Source organism: Mesoterricola silvestris (genome assembly GCF_030295405.1).
Classification (GTDB): Bacteria; Acidobacteriota; Holophagae; order Holophagales; family Holophagaceae; genus Mesoterricola; species Mesoterricola silvestris.
The window spans coordinates 2,867,862-2,886,467 of record NZ_AP027080.1 but is presented as its reverse complement, the minus strand read 5'-3'; the positions used below and the strand labels follow the sequence as shown (position 1 = coordinate 2,886,467).

The 18,606-nt window shown below is 70.0% G+C and carries 14 protein-coding genes and 1 pseudogene; 6 read left to right on the top strand and 9 right to left on the bottom strand.

Annotated elements, in window-relative coordinates; translation table 11 throughout:
• Nucleotides 1–173 precede the first annotated feature (173 nt).
• The 5 genes from R2J76_RS12480 (at nucleotide 174) to R2J76_RS12460 (ending at nucleotide 10,024) form a co-directional block, all read left to right on the top strand.
• Nucleotides 174–3,281, top strand: coding sequence for a sensor histidine kinase (locus tag R2J76_RS12480; protein WP_316411937.1), 3,108 nt, complete (start codon nucleotides 174–176; stop codon nucleotides 3,279–3,281).
• A 663-nt stretch (nucleotides 3,282–3,944) separates the two neighbouring features.
• Nucleotides 3,945–6,260 (top strand): xanthine dehydrogenase molybdenum-binding subunit XdhA, encoded by a 2,316-nt coding sequence (gene xdhA, locus R2J76_RS12475; protein ID WP_316411936.1) that lies wholly within the window; start codon nucleotides 3,945–3,947, stop codon nucleotides 6,258–6,260.
• Complete coding sequence (gene xdhB / locus R2J76_RS12470; protein ID WP_316411935.1) at nucleotides 6,253–7,134, top strand: xanthine dehydrogenase FAD-binding subunit XdhB; 882 nt, start codon at nucleotides 6,253–6,255, stop codon at nucleotides 7,132–7,134. The genes xdhA and xdhB overlap by 8 nt, the downstream gene beginning before the upstream one ends.
• A gap of 13 nt (nucleotides 7,135–7,147) precedes the next feature.
• The gene (xdhC, locus tag R2J76_RS12465) at nucleotides 7,148–7,633 is read left to right on the top strand and encodes a xanthine dehydrogenase subunit XdhC (RefSeq protein ID WP_394366836.1); all 486 of its coding nucleotides are present in this window, start codon (nucleotides 7,148–7,150) and stop codon (nucleotides 7,631–7,633) included.
• A gap of 105 nt (nucleotides 7,634–7,738) precedes the next feature.
• Nucleotides 7,739–10,024 carry a nitric-oxide reductase large subunit gene (locus R2J76_RS12460; protein ID WP_316411933.1) on the top strand — a complete coding sequence of 762 codons (2,286 nt, stop codon included), beginning with the start codon at nucleotides 7,739–7,741 and terminating at the stop codon, nucleotides 10,022–10,024.
• On the opposite strand, the gene R2J76_RS12455 is transcribed toward R2J76_RS12460, so the two are convergent.
• Nucleotides 9,969–10,358 carry a response regulator gene (locus R2J76_RS12455; RefSeq protein WP_316411932.1) on the bottom strand — a complete coding sequence of 130 codons (390 nt, stop codon included), beginning with the start codon at nucleotides 10,356–10,358 and terminating at the stop codon, nucleotides 9,969–9,971. The two genes, R2J76_RS12460 and R2J76_RS12455, sit on opposite strands and share 56 nt — an antisense overlap.
• A gap of 65 nt (nucleotides 10,359–10,423) precedes the next feature.
• Between R2J76_RS12455 and R2J76_RS12450 the strand changes: the two are divergent.
• Nucleotides 10,424–10,861 (top strand): annotated as a pseudogene (locus R2J76_RS12450) (YkgJ family cysteine cluster protein); the annotation flags it as partial.
• Between the two features lie 76 nt (nucleotides 10,862–10,937).
• Here R2J76_RS12450 and R2J76_RS12445 read toward each other — a convergent pair.
• From R2J76_RS12445 to R2J76_RS12410, 8 genes are all read right to left on the bottom strand, one after another.
• Complete coding sequence (locus tag R2J76_RS12445; protein ID WP_316411931.1) at nucleotides 10,938–11,927, bottom strand: LysR substrate-binding domain-containing protein; 990 nt, start codon at nucleotides 11,925–11,927, stop codon at nucleotides 10,938–10,940.
• A gap of 640 nt (nucleotides 11,928–12,567) precedes the next feature.
• The gene (locus R2J76_RS12440) at nucleotides 12,568–13,005 is read right to left on the bottom strand and encodes a MaoC family dehydratase (protein ID WP_316411930.1); all 438 of its coding nucleotides are present in this window, start codon (nucleotides 13,003–13,005) and stop codon (nucleotides 12,568–12,570) included.
• 26 nt (nucleotides 13,006–13,031) lie between these two features.
• Complete coding sequence (locus R2J76_RS12435; protein ID WP_316411929.1) at nucleotides 13,032–13,322, bottom strand: ferredoxin family protein; 291 nt, start codon at nucleotides 13,320–13,322, stop codon at nucleotides 13,032–13,034.
• Entirely contained in the window at nucleotides 13,319–14,593 is a 1,275-nt protein-coding gene (locus tag R2J76_RS12430) for an FAD-dependent oxidoreductase (protein ID WP_316411928.1), read from the bottom strand. Before R2J76_RS12430 ends, R2J76_RS12435 begins: the two co-directional genes overlap by 4 nt.
• Before the next feature lie 3 nt (nucleotides 14,594–14,596).
• Nucleotides 14,597–15,514 (bottom strand): electron transfer flavoprotein subunit alpha/FixB family protein, encoded by a 918-nt coding sequence (locus R2J76_RS12425; RefSeq protein ID WP_316411927.1) that lies wholly within the window; start codon nucleotides 15,512–15,514, stop codon nucleotides 14,597–14,599.
• 10 nt (nucleotides 15,515–15,524) lie between these two features.
• Nucleotides 15,525–16,301 (bottom strand): electron transfer flavoprotein subunit beta/FixA family protein, encoded by a 777-nt coding sequence (locus R2J76_RS12420; protein WP_316411926.1) that lies wholly within the window; start codon nucleotides 16,299–16,301, stop codon nucleotides 15,525–15,527.
• 10 nt (nucleotides 16,302–16,311) lie between these two features.
• Entirely contained in the window at nucleotides 16,312–17,448 is a 1,137-nt protein-coding gene (locus R2J76_RS12415; protein WP_316411925.1) for an acyl-CoA dehydrogenase family protein, read from the bottom strand.
• Nucleotides 17,448–18,605 carry an acyl-CoA dehydrogenase family protein gene (locus R2J76_RS12410; protein WP_316411923.1) on the bottom strand — a complete coding sequence of 386 codons (1,158 nt, stop codon included), beginning with the start codon at nucleotides 18,603–18,605 and terminating at the stop codon, nucleotides 17,448–17,450. The genes R2J76_RS12415 and R2J76_RS12410 overlap by 1 nt, the downstream gene beginning before the upstream one ends.
• Nucleotide 18,606 lies beyond the last annotated feature (1 nt).

Below are 18,606 nucleotides of genomic sequence, written 5' to 3'. Positions count from 1 at the left end.
GGACACTCACCTTCCAGGCACCATGCCCCGAGGGGATCGGGTATAGGCCATCCTTGTCCACACACTCCGAACAGACCCTAGGCACCGGCGGAAAGTGCCGCGATAATCAGGGGCTTTCCCACCACTTCCCCCGGGTGCCCATGGCCGGATCACGTTTCCACGCAGCAGCCGCCTTGCGCCTGGCGCTGGCGCTGTGCCTGGCGGCCTGGGCCTTCGCGGGGGCGCCGCCGGGGGCCGGACCCGTGCGGGTGTTCAACGCCAGCGACGGGGTGCCGCAGATGGCCATCTACGCCCTGGCCGCGGATCACCAGGGGCGGCTCTGGGCGGGCACCCTGGCCGGGGTTGCCCGGTTCGACGGCCAGGCCTGGAAGGCCGTGGAGGGGCCCCCCAGCCGGTACGCCCTCCTGGTGAACGCCAATTCCATGACCTGCACCTCCGACGGGGCCATGTGGATAGGAACCCGGTTCCAGGGTTACCTGGAGTACCGCCAGGGCGCCTGGAAGGTCCACGACCTGCAGGCCGGCCTGCCCATCAACAACGTCAACCAGCTCATCGAAAGCTCCCGCCTGGACCGGTCCGGGCGGCGCATCCTCTACGGCGCGACCCACGGCCGGGGGGTCGTGGCCTACCAGGACGGCGCGTGGCAGCGCCTGGGGGGGGACCTTTCCGAAGAGCGGACCTTCTGCCTGCTGGAACGGGAAGGGGCCCTGTGGGTCGGGTCCGCCCGGGGGGTCTGGATCCTGGAGCAGGGCCGCTGGCGCCCCTTCGAAGGCAACGGGGCCCTGGCCGACCCCCTGGTGCGGGCCCTGGCCGAGTCCACCGAACCCGACGGATCGCGCAGCCTCTGGATCGGCACGGAGAAGGGCGGGCTCTACCGCTGGCGCAAGGGCCGGCTCGAGGCCCTCCCCATGAAGGAGCGCATGGGCAACACCAGCGTCCGCGCCCTCCTGGGCGGGGGCGACGGCTCCATGTGGGTGGGCACCTCCGGCGGGGGCATGGCCCAGATCTCGGGCGACCAGTGGCTGGTGCGGAGCACCCACAGCGGCCTCCAGTCCGACTTCATCCGCTGCCTGGCCTTCACCCCGGGCGGGCCGGACGGCTCCGTCCTCTGGGCGGGCTCCGACGGCAAGGGCATCTTCCGCATCCATTCCGGCGGGTGGCGGCGCGTCACCGTGCCCTGGCCCCACGCGGACCCGAGGGTGCAGGCCTTCGCCGAGACCCGCAACCCCGCCACGGGCCAGCCGGTGCTGTGGATGGCCAACACGTGCCTGGCCAGCCTGGAGCAGGGCGTCTACACCATCCACAAGCCCAACGCGGGTCCCGTGAGCGAGACCATGCGCAGCCTCTACGCCTTCCCGGGGGAGCAGGACCTCTATTTCGGCATGGGCAACAGCCTCGGGCGCTTCTCCCAGGGCCGGTTCCGGTTCTGGTCCGAGAAGGAGGGCTTTGCCCAGGGCACCGTGAGGGTGCTCGCGGGAACCCGGGACGCCCGCGGCGGGCGGGTGCTGTGGATCGGGACCAGCCGGGGCCTGGTGCGGTGGGACGGTGCGGCCTTCCAGGCCATGCCGCCTCCCCCCGGCGATCCCAAGCCCTCGGTGCGCAGCCTGGACGTGGACGGTTCGAGGCTCTGGGTGGGCACCGACAAGGGCCTGGCCTGCCTGGAGGGGGAGGCCTGGGTCTCGCCTCCCGTCCTGGCCAATTTCCCCCCGGTGGGGGTCCACGCCCTGCTCCAGCTGCGGTCGGACCTGGTGGTGGGCACCTTCGGCTCGGGCGTCATCCACTTCGAGAACCCGGGCGGCTCCGGCGGCCACCACACCTTCACCACCCGCAACACCCCGGCCCTGCGCCAGGACCTCGTCTACGACCTGGTGCAGGACGGCGCCGGCAGGATCTATGTCTCGAGCCCCCGGGGCGTGGCGCGGGTGGACCCCGGGCGGGGCTGGACCTGGGACAACTTCAGCACCGAGGACGGCCTGCCGGGGATGGAGTGCATCAAGGGGTCCCTCTTCCGGGACAGCCGCGGGCGCATCTGGGTGGGAACCGAGGACGGCCCGGCCTGGCTCGAACCGGGCACCTCCACCCAGGACAGCGTCCCCAAGCCCCTGGTGTGGGAATCCGCGGTGGTGCGGGGCCGTTCCCTGGCGCAGGGCGAGCGCCTCTCCCACCGGGACCAGGGGGTCCGTTTCGAATTCCGGCTCCTCACGGGGCACCGGGAGCAGGATACGGTCTACCGCACCCAGCTGGTGGGCCTCCAGGACGCGCCGGGGGACTGGTCCGGGCTCTCCTACGCCCAGTTCCCCAGCCTGCCCGCGGGCCGGTACACCATGCTGGTCTGGGGCCGGGACTACGCGGGAAACCAGACGGGTCCCCTGGCCTTCCCGTTCCGGGTCCTGCCGGCGCCCTGGTTCAGCCCCCTGGCCTGGGGCATCTACGCGGTGCTCCTGGGCGGCGGCGTGCTGGCCCTGCTCCGGCTGCGCACCCGGGTCCTGGCCGATCGCAACCGGGAGCTCATGGAGCGCATCGGGAGCGCCACCCGCGAGATCGAGCAGCGCCGGGAGGAACAGGAGAAGCTGAACCGGGAGCTGGTCCTGCTGAACCTGGAGAAGACCCAGTTCATGGGCATCGCCGCCCACGACCTGCGCAACCCCCTCAACACCATCATCCTGGTCTCCGACGGGCTCGTCACCGGGGACCTGGAGGACTGCCCTCCGGAAATCGGGCCCTGGGTCCGCAAGATCGCCACCTCCGCCCACCACATGACGGCGCTCATCGACGAGTTCCTGGACGTCAACGCCATCGAGAGCGGCATGTCGAGCCCCCGCGCAAGGGCCGTGGCCATCCAGGAGATCCTGGACCCCCTGGCCAGCCTCTACAAGCTGCGCCTGGACGCCAAGGGCCAGGTGCTGGTGGTGGAGGGCGAGGGCCGGGTCCTGGCCGACCCCAACCACCTGCGCCAGATCCTGGACAACCTCCTTTCCAACGCCTCCAAGTTCTCCCCCTCCGGGGCCGTGCTGCGCATCCGGGTGATCCCCGGACCCGCCGCGACCCGCATCGAGGTCATCGACCAGGGCCCCGGCATCCAGGAATCCGAAAAAGCCAATCTCTTCCGCCGCTTCGTGAAACTCTCCGCCCGCCCCACCGGAGGGGAGAGCTCGTCGGGCCTCGGCCTGAGCATCGTCAAGCACCTGGTCGACGCCAACCACGGCCGGGTCTGGGTGGAACGACCGTCCGATGTCGGATGCGCGTTCTGCCTGGAACTGCCGTCCACAACCGAAGGGTGACCCTCCATGGCCCATGTCCCAAACCCGCGTCAGGGATCCGCTGACGCAGGCAAGCTGCGTCAGAGAAAAGCTCGCGACAGGGGGTTAGGCGGAAGTGTTGGCACGCTCCGGCTTCGATTGGACGATGGGGCGCGTGCGGGGGACGGGGCCTTCCGGATGGGCCTATGCTTCAGCGATCCGCTTCAAGTCTTCCGGGAGGGTGGCCGGTTTGCGCCGACGCTGATCACCTTATGCGAGAGCCACATGGAATCAGGTATTGCAGGCAAATGGAGCGTGGAGTTTCCAGGAGCTTGCGAGAGGTGAAGACCGATCAACGTCGGCGCAGGACCTCTTCCATGGCGGACCACTTGAAGCGTGCCGCTGAGGAATAGGCCCTACCGGGGAGCCCAGCCCCCCACCAGCCCCTCACGGTCCATCGAAGCCGAAGCGTGCCAACACTTCACCCTAACCCCCCGTCGCGAGCCTTTCGCTGACGCAGCTTGTCTGCGTCAGCGGATCCCTGGCGAAAGTCCGGAACACGTGCCCCCCCACCCCGTCCGGAAGCAGTCTCAGTCTCGGTGAAAAAAATTGATTGTCTTGATTAAAAATTGAATCAGGGTGCGGGTGCTTCCATACTTTGTACTTCCAGCAATCCGGGGACTTCCGGTTCCCAAGAGGTGTCGAATGGACCACAACATCGTGGGCAAGAGCGTCCAGAGGCTAGACGCCGTGGCCAAGGTGACGGGGAAGGCCAAGTACACCGATGACTTCTTCGAGCGCGACATGCTCGTGGGCAAGGTGCTGCGCAGTCCCCACGCCCATGCACGGGTCGTGTCGGTGGACCTGTCCCGGGCCCGGGCCCTGCCGGGGGTGGTGGCGGTGTTCACGGCGCAGGATCTCCCTAAGATCAAGTTCGCCACGGCCGGGCATCCCTGGTCGCTGGATCCGGGGCACCGGGACGTGGAGGACCGGCTGATCCTCACGGACAAGGCGCGCTTCGTGGGCGACGCCGTGGCCGCCGTGGTGGCCGAGGACCTGCTCACCGCCGAGAAGGCGCTGCACCTCATCGGGATCGAGTACGAGGTGCTGCCCCACGTGCTCACGGCCGAGGACGCCCTGAAGGAGGGGGCGCCCCTCCTGCACGAGAACCGCCCGGGCAACATCGTGAGCTCCTTCGGCGTGCAGTTCGGCGACGTGGAGGCCGAATTCCGGGGCGCCGACCACGTCATCGAAGGCGACTACGAGACCAGCGTCGTGCAGCACTGCCACATCGAGAGCATGAGCGCCTTCGCCTACGTGGACACCGACGGCCGCGTGGTGGTCAACTCCTCCACCCAGATCCCGCACATCGTGCGGCGCATCGTGGCCCAGGCCCTGGGCCTGCAGTGGGGCCGCGTGAAGGTCGTCAAGCCCTTCGTGGGCGGCGGCTTCGGCAACAAGCAGGATGTGGTGGTGGAACCCCTGACCGCCGCCATGACCCTGGCCGCGGGCGGGCGCCCCGTGCGGTACTGCATGACCCGCGAGGAGGTCTTCATCGACACCCGCACCCGCCACGGCATGAAGCTCCATATGAAGACCGCCGTCGCCGCGGACGGCACGCTCCGGGGCATCCACGTGCAGGTGCTGAGCAACACCGGCGCCTACGCCAGCCACGGCCACTCCATCGCCATGTCGGCGGGGGGGAAGTTCCGGCCCCTCTATGACTTCCGCGCCGTGAAATACGAGCCCAGGACCGTCTACACCAACCTGCCCGTGGCCGGCGCGATGCGCGGCTACGGCACGCCCCAGATCTTTTTCGCCCTGGAAAGCCACCTGGACGACATCGCCCGCCGCCTGGACCTGGACCCGGTGGAGCTGCGCCGGAAGAACCTCATCAAGGTGGGCCACCAGGACCCCCTCACGAAGAACGTGGTGCGTTCCTTCGGCATCCCCCAGTGCATCGAGAAGGGGATGGAACTCATCAAGTGGGACGAGAAGCGCAAGGCCCACCTCGGCCAGACGGGGCCCAGGCGCCGCGGCCTGGGCATGGCGCTGTTCGCCTACGCCTCGGGCACCCATCCCGTGGCCCTGGAACTGGCCGGCGCCCGCATCGTCATGAACCAGGACGGCTCCGTCGCCCTGCAGGTGGGGGCCACGGAGATCGGCCAGGGCAGCGACACCGTCTTCGCCCAGATCACCGCCGAAGTGCTGGGGCTGCCCATGGACATGGTGCACGTGGTGACCAGCCAGGACACGGACATCACCCCCTACGATTCCGGCGCCTACGCCTCCCGGCAGACCTTCGTCACCGGCATCGCCGTGCGCAAGGCGGCCCTGGAGGTGCGGGACAAGGTGCTGGAGGTGGCGGCGCGGCGCACGGGCCTGGCCAAGGACGAAATGGACATCCGGGACCGCAGGATCGTCGAGACGGCCCTGGGCCGCGTGGTGTGCACCCTGGAGGACGTGGCCATGGACGCCTTCTACGACCGCCTCCTGGCCGCCCCCATCACCAGCGACACCTCCGCCAACGTGCGCATCAACGCCATGTCCTACGGCGCCACCTTCGTGGAAGTGGAGGTGGACGTGGAGACCGGCAAGGTGGAGGTGGCCGAGCTCTGGAACGTCCACGACTCCGGCACGATCATCAATCCCCGGCTCGCCGAGGGCCAGGTGCACGGCGGCGTGAGCATGGCCCTGGGCGCCGCCCTCCTGGAGCAGATGCTCTTCGATCCCCAGACCGGCAAGACCCTCAACAACAACCTCCTGGACTACAAGCTGCCCACCATCCTGGACACCCCGAAGATCAACGCGGCCTTCGTGGAGACCTTCGAGGCCGCGGGCTCCTTCGGCTCCAAGTCGCTGGGCGAGTGCCCCGTCATCTCCCCCGCCCCGGCCGTGCGCAACGCGGTGCTCGACGCCACGGGCGTGGCCTTCCACAAGATCCCCCTCTACCCGCAGGTGGTTTTCGAGAAGTTCCGGGAAGCGGGGCTGCTGGCTCAGAGGAGCACCGAACATGTTTGACATCTGCGAACTCCACGAACCCGGGACGCTGGAGGAGGCCAAGGCGGTCCTCGCCGCGAACCCGGACCTCAAGGTCATCGCGGGCGGCACCGACGTGCTCATCCGCCTCCAGCACGGCAGCCTCGCGGGCTCGGGCCTCCTGAGCCTCAAGAACCTCCACGGCCTGGAGGAGATCGCCATGCTGGGCGACGGGACGATCTCGGTGGGGGCCATGGCCCCCTTCACGACGATCTTCCGGAACGGACTGATCCGCGAGCGCGTGCCCATCCTGTGCGAGGCCGCGGTGTCCATGGGCGGCCCCCAGGTGCGCAACGTGGCCACCATCGGCGGCAACATCTGCAACGGCGCCGTGTCCGCCGACAGCGCCTCGACGCTGTTCGCCCTGGACGCGCTGCTGAAGCTGGAGACCGCAACGGACGAGCGCATCATCCCCATGGGCGACTTCTACGCCGGCCCCGGCAAGGTGAACCTGCGCCCCGGCGAGCTCCTCACCGCCATCCTCATCCCGCGGGAGGGCTACGAGGGCATGGGCGGCCACTACATCAAGTACGCCATGCGCAAGGCCATGGACATCGCCACCCTGGGCGTGGCCGCCGTCTGCAAGGTGCGGGAGGACCGCTTCGCGGACCTGCGCATCGGCCTGGGGGTCGCGGCGCCGGTGCCCATCCGGTGCTTCGAGGCCGAGGCCTACGCCAAGGGGAAGGAGGTCACCCTGGAGGTGGTGCAGGAGATCGCGCGCCTCGCCGTGAAGCCCGCCAGGGCCCGCACCTCCTGGCGCGCCTCCAAGGACTACCGGGAGCATCTCATCGAAGTTCTGGCCCAGCGGGCCGTGGCCGAGGCCGTGAAGCGTGGGGGAGGTTGCTGTGCTGACTAGGAATTCCGCCGGAGTGGCCGTGCAGAAGAAGATCGCCCTGACCGTCAACGGCCGGCCCTACCGCATCGAGATCGATATCCGCGAATCCCTCCTGGACGTCCTGCGGGACCGGCTGCAGTTCACCGGGGTCAAGCAGGGCTGCTCCGTGGGCGAATGCGGCGCCTGCACCGTCCTCATCGACGGCACCCCCGTGAACTCCTGCATCTACCTCGCCGCCTGGGCCGACGGCAAGACCGTCACCACCATCGAAGGCATCGCCCGGGACGGCCACCTGTCCCCGGTGCAGGAGGCCTTCGTGGAGGAGGGCGCCATCCAGTGCGGGTTCTGCACCCCCGGCCTGGTGCTCAGCACCACGGCCATGGTGGAGAGCGGCCGGTCCTTCACCCACGACGAGGTGCGCCGGGAACTCTCGGGCCACCTGTGCCGCTGCACCGGCTACCAGAAGATCATCGACGCGGCCGAAAGGGCCCTCCGGGAGGCGGAGAAGGCCGCGGAATAGCCGGAACGTTGATTTGCACAAATACGGTGGTTGCGTCTCATTCGCACAGGTCGTATAGTCGGACGCCTGGGATCCCAAGGGATTTCCCGACCTCCGGAGGTGCCCGTGTCCGAGGAAGCCAAGCCGCTGTCCCCGTGGTGGAGGATCGCCGTCCTCCTGGTGATGATCGCGGGCTTCAGCCTGCTGAGCCTGGTCACCGTCAAGACCTACGCGGGGGCCCCGCCCATTCCGGACCGGGTGGTGGACACCGCGGGCCGGGTGCTCTTCACGGGCGACGACATCCGGGAAGGGCAGGGGGTGTTCTTCAAGTACGGGCTCATGGAGCACGGGACCCTCTGGGGCCACGGGGCCTACCTGGGGCCTGACTACTCGGCCGAGTACCTGCACCGCCTCGCCGAGATCGGCCGGGACACCCTGGCCCAGGAGCGCTTCGGCACGCCCTACGCCCAGGTGCCCGCGGACGCGGCGCCGGGGCTGGGGGAGCGGCTCAAGCTCATGCTCAAGGAGAACCGCTACGCCGGGGGCACCCTGGTGTTCACCGCCCCGGAGGCCCGGGCCCACGAGGTCCAGGCCGGGGAGTGGCGGGACTACTTCTCGGGCCTGGACCCGGCCCCGGGCCTGCCCGCGGGCTACATCCGCAGCGACGGGGAACTGCGCCGGCTCAACGACTTCTTCGCCTGGGCGGCCTGGGCCACCGTGGCCACCCGCCCCGGCACCGACTACTCCTACACCAACAACTGGCCCTACGAGCCGCTCGTGGGCAACCTGCCCACCAGCTCCGCCTACCTGTGGAGCGCCATGAGCCTCGTGACCCTCCTGGGAGGCCTCGGGCTGATCCTTTTCGTCTTCGGGAAGTTCGACTACCTGGGCTGGGGCGGCGGCGTCGGCAGCCACCGCGGGTCCGCGGGGGCGCTGCAGGGCTGGACCCCCACCGCCAGCCAGCGGTCCCTGGGCCTCTACTTCCTGGTGGTGATGCTGCTCTTCCTGGCCCAGGCGGCCCTGGGCGGCGCCCTGGCCCACTACCGGGTGGAGCCCGGGGCCTTCTACGGCTTCGACCTGGCCCGGTTCCTGCCCTACAACCTCGCCCGCACCTGGCACCTGCAGATCGCCATCTTCTGGATCGCCACCTCCTGGGTGGCCGGGGGCCTCTTCCTGGCGCCCCTGGTGGGCGGCGCCGAGCCCCGGGGGCAGAACGCGGGCGTGCTGGTGCTGCTGGGGGCCCTGGCCCTGGTGGTCTTCGGGAGCCTGGGCGGGGAGTACCTGGGGATCAACGACCGCCTGGGGAGCCTCTGGTTCTGGTTCGGGCACCAGGGCAGCGAGTACCTGGACCTGGGGCGCTTCTGGCAGGTGCTCCTGGCCGTGGGACTCGTCTTCTGGCTGTGGCTCATGTTCCGGGCCCTGCGGCCCGCCATGGGCCGGGGCAAGGGGGAGCTGCCCAGCCTCTTCCTGGTGGCGGCGGTGGCCATCCCCCTCTTCTACGTGCCGGCGCTCTTCTACGGGCCCCACACGAATTTCGCCGTCATCGACAACTGGCGGTTCTGGATCATCCACCTGTGGGTGGAGGGCTTCTTCGAGCTGTTCGCCACGGTGATGGTGGCCGTGATGTTCGTGCAGATGGGGCTCATCAAGGAGCTGGCCGCCACGCGGCTGGTGTACCTGGACGGCATCCTCTACCTGGTGGGGGGCATCGTGGGCACCGGGCACCACTGGTATTTCACGGGCCAGGGCACCCTGAACATGGGCCTCGCCGCGTGCTTTTCCGCCCTGGAGGTGGTGCCCCTCACCCTGCTCACCCTGGACGCCTGGGACTTCATCCGGCTCCAGGACAAGGTCTGCGACGACTGCGACCTGCCCCTGGGGTCCCGGCACGTGTGGCCCATCCGCTTCCTCATCGCCGTGGGGGTGTGGAACTTCGTGGGGGCGGGGGTCTTCGGGTTCCTCATCAACCTGCCCATCGTGTCCTACTTCGAGGTGGGCACCACCCTCACGCCCAACCACGGCCACGCGGCCATGTTCGGCGTCTTCGGCATGCTGGCCCTGGCGGTGGTGTTCTTCTGCCTGCGCTCCCTCCGCTCGGACCGGGCCTGGGCGCGGGTGGAGGGGCTCATCCGGGCGGGGTTCTGGGGGCTGAACATCGGCCTGGCCCTCATGATCCTCCTGGATCTGTTCCCCGCCGGGGTGCTGCAGCTCTGGGACGCCCTGGCCAACGGGTACTGGCACGCCCGCAGGCTCACCTACCTCATGTCGGGCACGTACCACACCCTGGAATGGATCCGCATCGTCGCGGACATGACCTTCCTGCTGGCCGGCGCGCTGCCCCTGGCCTGGGCCACCCTCAGGCTGGTGCTGGACCGGGAGCCGGCCCCGCCACGATCCCCTTCACGGCCTTGACGATGTCCTCGCCCTTCATGGGCTTGTGGAGCACCCACACCGGGGCGTGCTCCCGGAGCCGGGCCTCCCGCTGGGGGTCCCGGTACGCGGTGAGCACCACCACCGGCAGGGAGGGCCCGTGGCGCCGGATCATGCGGAGCACCGCCAGGCCGTCCACGTAGGGCATGGTGTAGTCCGTGACCACCAGGTCGGGCAGGAAGGCCCTGGCCCGCTCCAGCACCTCCAGGGCGGAGAGGGGCTCGAAATCGTCCACCTGGAAGCCGTCCTCCTCCAGGAAGCCCCGCAGCACCTTCCGGAAGAAGGCGCTGTCGTCGATCACCAGCACTTTGGTCATGGGCGAATTCTATAGCAGTTTCCTCCGGTGGACGAATCCGCCCCCGGCTGGGACCATCAGGGTCCATGGACTACCGCACGACCAAAGCCTTCGATCACTTCCTGGGCGGCCTGGGGCAGGGGGCCCGGGAGGAGGCGCTGCGCGCCCTGGCCCGGGAGGTCCAGGAGCTGCGGGAGGTCCCCCGGGGCGCCGGCAGGGCCCGGGAGGTCCACCGGCGCGTGGACGCGGCCCAGGCCCGGTTCGCCGCCCTCAGGCCGGACGTGATCGGCCAGGTGCGGTGCGGCCGCGGCTGCTCGCATTGCTGCCGGCTCTGGGTGGGGGTCACCCGGGACGAGGCCGAGCTCCTGGCCGAAACCGGTCCCCGCCCCGATCCCCGTCGCCTGGAAGCCCAGCGCCCCTGGACCTCCCCCGCCGATTTCATCGGCAGGCCCCGGGAGGAGGCCTCCTGCGTCTTCCTGGGTCCGGACGGCGCCTGCGGCGTCTACGGGGACCGGCCCTCCATCTGCCGCGCGGTGCTGGTGGCCAGCGACCCCGAGGCCTGCCGCGACGGGGGCCTCGCCACCCGCATCACCGCCGTCATCAACCCCTACGTGGAGGTGTGCGTGTCGGCCGCGCTGACCCTGGACGCGGAGGGCGATCCGCCGCCGCCGGCGGGGCGCCACCTGGCCCACCTCCTTGGAGCCGGTAGGGGGAGCTCTCCCGCACCACCTCCACCAGGCTCCTGAGCGCCGCGGACTGGGCGTCCTTGCGGTACGCGAAAAGGAGATCCAGGGTCGGCGCGGGATCCAGGTCCAGGGGCCGCGTCACCACGCCCTTGGGCACCACGTCGCCCACGTACTCCGAGAAGAAGCAGAACCCCAGTCCCGAGGCCACGGCGTTCATGGACGTCATCAAGCTCTCCGTGACGAGTCCCTTCGTGAAGACCACCCCCCCCAGGCGCTCCAGGCGCCCCGTGAGGGCGGCCACCGCCGGGGCGATGGTCTCCGAGATGGACACCAGGGGCAGGCCCGTGAGGGCCCCCAGCGGCACCCGCTCCAGGCGCGCCAGGGGCCAGGTGTCGGGGAACACCGCCACCACCCGCTCCTGGGTGTAGATCTCCGCCGCGATATCGTCGCCCTCCACGGGCCCGCGGGTGAACCCCGCCATGATCTCGCGCCTCTGGAGCGCCAGGATCTGCTCCGGGGCCGTCATGGTCCGGAGCTTCAGGTGCACCTCCGGGGCCGTGCGCATGAGCCGGGGCAGCAGGTTCGACAGCACCAGCCCCTCGGGCCCCATGATCATCCCCAGGGCCAGGGTGCCCACCTCGTCCCGCGCGCTGGCCCGGGCCTGGGCCAGCGCCTCCGCCACCGAGGCCAGGATGTCCCGGGCCGCCGGAAGGAAGGTGCGTCCCGTGTCCGAGAGGGTGAGCCGGTGCTTCTCCCGAAGGAACAGCGGCGCCCCGATGATCCCCTCGAGCTGCCGGATCTGCTGGCTCAGCGACGGCTGCGACGTATGCAACCGTTCCGCCGCCCGGGTCACGTTCAGCTCCTCGGCCACGGCGACGAAGTATCGGAGCAGGCGGAATTCCATGGGGGTTTCCGTGGGAATCGGTGGCGGAAGGGGGCCTGGAAAGTCTATCCCAATAACATACCAAACGCCCGGGTTTTAATTTCGGCGCCAGCGTCCGGCGCGGTGTTTGTCGTCCGCTTGGACGCTTATCCCCTTCATCCGGGCCATCCGTTTCATCCCGTTCAAGCAGGGCCAGCGCCAGGGTGGGCCGGCGCGCGGTTGATCCGCATGCCCCGGGCCCATCCCGGCCATGGCCCTGGGGGGAAAGGCATGAATTGAATGAATTGGACAGTCCTGGTTCCCCCAATTCGCGGCGCAAAAAAAGCAACCATTTGAATGGTGGGATTGGCACTGACTGAACGCCAGGTCTGTTAGAACCCAAGCAAAATGCCAAACGCTGGGACGCAGAGGGCTCGCTGGGGCGCTGGGGGTGAAGATTTATCTTTTTTCCCAGCGCCTCTGCGAGCCCTCTGCGTCCCAGCGTTTAGCCTTTCCAACCGGTCTTCCGACACGTCCCGGCAATGCCGTTCAGAGTCTCGGACAAACCAGAATCAAGGCCATGGCCACCCGGGCCATATTGCTTCGCGCCGTCCTATCAACCCTTGTCGCCTGGCCTCTGAACGGCTTGACCTAGGCAAACGCATTGCCATTTTTACGCCCCCTATCCCCGAGGCGCCTTGAAGAGCCACCCCGGCAGCTTCACCTCCGCCACGCCGTCCATGACCACTTCCCCGGTCTGCCGGGTGATGACGGTGGAGATGCGGGCGATGCTCTTGGGGAGGAGCTCGATGATGGAGGCGGTGAGGGTGACGGTGTCGCCGATGAAGACGGGGAGCTTGAAGTTGCAGGTCTGGTTGAGGTAGACGGTGCCCACGCCGGGCATGTCCATGCCCAGGACCTTGGAGACGATCCCGAAGAGGATCGCGCCGTGGGCGATGCGCTGGCCGAAGCGGCTGGTGGCGGCGATGGCGTCGTCCAGGTGGATGGCGTTGCGGTCCCCGCTGAGTTCCGCGAAGGCGCGCACGAGCTGGTCGTCGATGACCTGGGAATAGGTGCAGGTCTGGCCCACCTCGAAGGTGGGGGTTGCGGTGGTTTCCATTGTGTCGCTCCTTGGGGTTGGGGGGGTCAGCTGCAACGGAAGGTGATTCCGAAGGAGGCCCGCGGGTAGGTCCAGCTGGTCACGCCCTGGTCCTTGCACACGACGCGGCAGGTGCCGCATTCCAGGCACCCGGCGCAGTCGAAGGCCACCTGGCCGTCCTTGAGCCGGTAGCAGCGCGCGGGGCACACGGTGACGCAGGGCCGGGCCGCGCACAGGGCGCAGCGGGCCCGGTCCACCAGGATGTGGGGATGGCCCTCGTCCACGTTGAAGCGGTCGAGGCCGAGCAGTTCTTCCGGGCTGAGCCGTTTGAGGGTCATAGGCTTCGGTACCCCTTCCAGGCGTCGGCCGCCAGTTGCCTGAACGAGACGTTCTTTCTCACGATGGCCAGGAGTTCCTTCAGCATCGGCGGGGGGACCCGGCCGTCCACCTGGAACAGGAAGCCCAGGGCCTGGTTGGCCAGGGCGGGATATTCCTTGAAGATCCTGGAGATGCCGAAGATCCCATGGAATTCCGCGTAGGCCCTCAGGGTGGGCAGGAGGGCCAGCTCCTCCAGCTGGGCCATGTAGGCCGGTCCCGTGGGGGCGCCCTCCTGGAGGATGGCCCGGGCCGCGGCGAGGCCGCTGACGATGGCCAGGTCCATGCCGCGGATCACGAGGCCCGTGTTGATGCCGAACTGGGCCGCGTCGCCGATGACCAGCATCCCCTCCCGGTGGAGCCGCGCGGGGACGCCGTGGTGGCCGATCTCCGGCACCAGGTGCGCGCCGTATTCCACGCTGGTGCCGCCTTCGAGGAGGGCGGCGATGGCGGGCTGCTCCTTGAAGTCCTGGAAGATCTCCTGGATGGGCCGGCCGTGGGCGGCGGCCTGCTCCGGGTTGAAGACGATGCCCAGGGAGAGGCTGCCCCGGTTGGTGTAGAGGAATCCGCCGCCGGAAACGCCTTCGGTGCATCCGATGGCCACCCGGGCCACGCCCTCGCCGGCGGTGACGCCGAAGCGGTCGTCGATGACGGCATCCGGGAGCTCGATGGTCTCCTTGACCCCCACCCCCACGGCCCGGGCCGCCACGTCGGGGAAGAGCCCGGCCTGCTGGCCCAGGAGGGAATTGACGCCGTCGGCGGCCACCACGACCCCCGCGCGCATCTCGTCCTCGCCGGCGCGGATGCCGACGATGCGGCCGTTCTCCTCCAGGAGGCCGTCCACGCGCATGCCGGCGGCGAAAACGGCCCCGGCGCCCTCGGCCTCCGCGGCGAACCATTCGTCCAGGGAGGCCCGCACCACCGAATGGGACCGGGGCACGCCCTCGCCCCAGGCGGGATCGGCGACGTCCAGGGTGGTGGCGCGCCGGCCCTCCACCAGCATCACCTGCTCGCGCACGATGCGGCGCTGCAGGGGGGCCCGCAGGTACATGCCGGGTTCCAGCAGCTCCAGGGCGTAGGTGTAGAGCCGGCCCCCGCTCAGGTTCTTGGCGCCGGCGGAGTCGCCGCGCTCCAGGAGGAGGACGCTCCTGCCCTCCCGGGCCAGGGCGAAGGCGCAGGCCGAACCCGCGGGCCCCGCGCCCACCACGATCACGTCGAAGGAATCGTCGGACATGGCTCAGTCCTTGAGCGCGGCGGTGAGCAGCGGCAGCACGGTGTAGAGATCGCCCACGATGCCGAAGTCCGCGGCCTCGAAGATGGGCGCCCTCTCGTCCTTGTTGATGGCCACGATGACCTTGGCCTCCCGGCACCCCACCATGTGCTGCACCTGCCCGGAGAGGCCCGCGGCCACGTAGAGTTCGGGCTTCACGGTCTGGCCGCTGATGCCGATGTAGCGCTCCACGGGCAGCCAGTGCTCGTCCTCGGCGATGCCGCGCGTGCAGGCCAGTTCGGCCTGGAGCGCCCCGGCCAGGTCCACGGCCAGGTCCAGGTCGGCCCGGGCGTTGAAGCCCCGGCCCACCGCCACCAGCCGGGTGGCGGCGCCGATGTCCACCCCTTCGCCCGCGGCGGGCTGCGTGGAAAGCACCTCCACCCGGGCATCGGGGGCCACGTCCAGGGTCTCCACCGGGACCGCGGCCCCCGCGGGGGCCGGGGCCGGGAAGGTGCGGGGGGGGACGGTGGCCACCGCGGGCAGGGCCAGGGATTCCTCGCCCACCGCCAGGCCCCCGTAGAGGATGCGGGTGGTCTCCAGCCGGCCTTCGGCCACGCGCAGGGTCCTGGCGTCGGTGCTGAGGCCGGCCCCGAGGGTGGCGGCCACGTGGGCGGCGAGGTGCTTGCCGCGCAGGGTGCCGCCCACCAGGACCACGGAAGCGGCGGAAGCCAGGGCGGCCACGGCCGGGGCCAGGGCCTCGGGGGCGCCGGCGCCCCGCAGGAGGACGACGCGGTCCGCGCCCAGGCCCGCCAGGGCCCCGGCCTCGGCGCTGGACCGCGTGAGGGCCACCAGGGGCTGGGCCAGGGCCCGCTTCAGTTCCAGGCCCGGCGTGAGGAGCTGCCGCGTCAGCGCGGGATCTTCCGAGAAAACGAAAATTCCTGCCATGGGGGGCTCCTTACAGGCCTTCGGCTTTGAGGCTGGCGACAAGACGGGCGACGTTTTCGGCGGGGTCGCTCTCCTTGTAGACGATGTTCCGGCGGTTCATGAGGAAACCCTTCGGCGTCCGCCGCACCGCCCGGGGCTCCAGGTCCCCGGGGGCCAGGCCGAGGCTGGCCAGGGGCAGCTCCCGGCTGGGCTTCTTGGAGGCGCCCAGCACCTGCTTCAGGGAGGGGATGCGGGGCTTGTTCATCTCTCCGAGCACGCTCACCACCGCGGGGCCGGCGACCCGCACCTCCTCGGTGCCGTCGGGGAGCTTGCGGGTGGCGGTGAGTACGCCGTCCGCCCAGGTCATCTTCTGGACGAAGGTGACGCAGGGCAGGCCCAGCAGGGCTGCGAGGCGGACCGGGGTCTGCTGGAAGAACATGTCCGAGCTGCCCTCGCCGCAGAGGATCAGGTCGTAGGGGCCGGCCCTGCGGATGGCGGCGGCCAGGACCTGGGCCACCACGAAGGCGTCGGCGGTCTCGGCGGCGGGATCGCCGATCCAGGTGAGCCTGCCGGGGCCCCGGGAGAGCACGTCCTTCACGGAGAGCTTGAGGGCCTGGGTGCCGAAGGACAGGGCCTCGACGTCGCCCCCCTGGGCCTCCACCAGGAGGCTGGCGGCCTCGATGGCGTTGCGGTCGAAGTCGCTGATCTTGCCCTTGGCCCGGGAGGTGTCCAGGCCCAGGTCCTCGGGCCGGACCTTGATGTCCTGCTCGTCGAGGACCCACTTGTAGCACACGAGAATGTTGGGCATGGCGTTGTCCTCAGGCCAGCAGGGCGGCGGCGATGGTCCCGTCGGGGAACTGGGCGGGGGCCTCCAGCAGGGTGGTGCCGGCGATGTCCCGGAAGAGGCGGGGCAGGGGCATGAACTCCGAGTAGCCGAAGCCGCCCTCCACCTGCACGGTGTCGATGAGCATCCGGCTGCCGACCCGGGCCAGGAAGGTCTTCACCATGGCGGCCTCCACGAGGAAGGGCTCGCCGGATTCCAGGCGCTCCGCGGCGTCCCGCAGGCCCAGGCGCGCCAGGTGGCAGTCCGTGGCGGTCTCCGCCAGGAGGGTCTGGATGGCCTGGAGGGCCGCGATGGGCCGGCCGAACTGGACGCGGGTCCGGGCGTAGGCGGCGGCGTGCTCCACCGCGGCCTGGCCGAGGCCCACGGTCTGGGCCGCCTCGGCCACGGAGGCCATGGCCAGGGTCTCCTCCACGAGGGTCCCGCCGTCGCCGGCCTTGCCGAGCAGGTCCCCGTCCGGGACGAGGACATCGTCGAAGCGGAGGTCGGCCACGGGGCAGCCCCTGAGGCCCATGGTCTCGGCCGGGGCGGCCACGGTGAGGCCCGGGGCCCCGGCGCGCACGATGAAGGCCGCGAGGCCCTTGGCGCCGGCGGCGGGATCCGCGCAGGCCGCCACCACCAGGACCTGGGCCTCCCCGGCGTTGCGCACGAAGGCCTTGGTGCCCTTCAGCACCCAGCCCCCGGGCACCCGCGTGGCCTGGAGGGCATCGGGGCCCACCCCCGGCGTGGGGCCGTGCTCGTAGACGGCGAAGGCGCCCAGGGACGCGCCCGAGGCCAGGGCGGGGAGGAAGGCGCGGTGCTGGGCGGCGTCGCCCCAGCGGTGGATGGCATAGGCGGCCATGGCGTGGTTGACGAGGATGGAGGCCGTGGCCGCGCTGGTGCGGGAGAGGGTCTCCACCACCTCCACGAAGCTCACGAACCCCGCGTCGGCGCCGCCGTGCTCGCCGGGCAGGAAGAGGCCCAGGAAGTCGTGGGCCGCCAGCTGCCGCACCGCCTCCGCGGGAAAGGCCCCGGTGCGGTCCATGTCGGCCGCGATGGGCTCCAGGTACGCCTGGGCGAACTCCCGGGCGCTCTGCCCGATCAGCTGTTGTTCTTCGGTCAGTTGGATGCTCATCAGTTGCCACCTTTCTGGGCCGCCGCAGGTCGGGGGGGCGTCATCACGGCGCGGGAGATGACCAGGCGCTGGATCTGGTTGGTGCCTTCGTAGATCTGCATGATCTTGGCGTCGCGCATGAGCTTGGCGATCTCCGACGTGTAGCCGTGGGCGCCCATGAGCTGCACGGCCTGGGCGGTGATGCGCATGGCCTTGTCCGCGCAGGAGGTCTTGGTCATGGCGGATTCCACCGAGAAGGGAAGGCCGGCGTCCCGCAGGGCCATGGTGTGGTGCAGGAGCTCCCGGGCCTCCTCGATCTCGATGCGCATATCGGCGAGCTTGAACTGGAGGGTCTGCCCGGGCTGGACCTTGGGGTCGGGGAACCGGGACTGGAGGTGCCGGACGCACGCGTCCAGGGCCCGCTGGGCGATGCCCAGCGCCAGGGCCGCGATGGCGGGGCGGGCCAGGTCCAGGGTCTTCATGGCCACCTTCATGCCCTCGCCTTCGGCGCCCAGGAGGTTGGCGGCGGGGACGCGCACGTCCTTGAACAGGAGCTCGACCGTGTTGGAGCTGCGGATGCCCAGCTTGTGGTCGACGGTGCCGATGGTGAAGCCCGGAAGGCCCTTCTCGACGATGAAGGCCGAAAGCCCCTTCATGCCCTTGGAGGGGTCGGTGAGGGCGTAGATCACGAAGACGGACGCATACCCGCCGTTGGTGATCCAGCACTTGCTGCCGTTGAGCACGTAGCTGTCGCCGTCCCGGAGGGCGGTGGTCCTGCCGTTGCCGGCGTCGGATCCGGCGTTGGGCTCGGTGAGGCCGAAGGAGCCGATCTCGCCCCGCACCATGGGGTCGAAAAAGCGCTTTTTCTGCTCGTCGTTGCCGGCCACCAGGACCGAGTCCATGGCCAGGACGCTGGCGGCGAGCGTGGTGCCCATGCCCGCGCAGCCGTAGCCCCAGGCCTCCAGCACCAGGGCCTGGGTGTGGGCGTCGTAGTCCAGCCCGCCGTACGCCTTGGGGACGGCCATGGCGAAGATCCGGCTTTCGCGGGCCGCCTCCAGGAGGAAGAGGTGGAATTCGCCGGTCCTGTCGTACCGGGCGGCGTTGGGGATGATCTCCCGGGCGACGAAGGCCTTCGTCTCCTCGAGGATCTGGCGTTTCTCCGGGGTGAGGATGCTCATT

Bases quoted from the DNA above. Each gene is read 5' to 3' on its own strand.
- R2J76_RS12410 (WP_316411923.1), bottom strand. From the start codon at position 18,605: ATGAGCATCCTCACCCCGGAGAAACGCCAGATCCTCGAGGAGACGAAG.
- R2J76_RS12440 (WP_316411930.1), bottom strand. From the start codon at position 13,005: ATGGAAACCACCGCAACCCCCACCTTCGAGGTGGGCCAGACCTGCACC.
- R2J76_RS12430 (WP_316411928.1), bottom strand. From the start codon at position 14,593: ATGTCCGACGATTCCTTCGACGTGATCGTGGTGGGCGCGGGGCCCGCG.
- xdhB (WP_316411935.1), top strand. From the start codon at position 6,253: ATGTTTGACATCTGCGAACTCCACGAACCCGGGACGCTGGAGGAGGCC.
- R2J76_RS12445 (WP_316411931.1), bottom strand. From the start codon at position 11,927: ATGGAATTCCGCCTGCTCCGATACTTCGTCGCCGTGGCCGAGGAGCTG.
- R2J76_RS12425 (WP_316411927.1), bottom strand. From the start codon at position 15,514: ATGGCAGGAATTTTCGTTTTCTCGGAAGATCCCGCGCTGACGCGGCAG.
- R2J76_RS12415 (WP_316411925.1), bottom strand. From the start codon at position 17,448: ATGAGCATCCAACTGACCGAAGAACAACAGCTGATCGGGCAGAGCGCC.
- R2J76_RS12420 (WP_316411926.1), bottom strand. From the start codon at position 16,301: ATGCCCAACATTCTCGTGTGCTACAAGTGGGTCCTCGACGAGCAGGAC.
- R2J76_RS12435 (WP_316411929.1), bottom strand. From the start codon at position 13,322: ATGACCCTCAAACGGCTCAGCCCGGAAGAACTGCTCGGCCTCGACCGC.
- xdhA (WP_316411936.1), top strand. From the start codon at position 3,945: ATGGACCACAACATCGTGGGCAAGAGCGTCCAGAGGCTAGACGCCGTG.
- R2J76_RS12455 (WP_316411932.1), bottom strand. From the start codon at position 10,358: ATGACCAAAGTGCTGGTGATCGACGACAGCGCCTTCTTCCGGAAGGTG.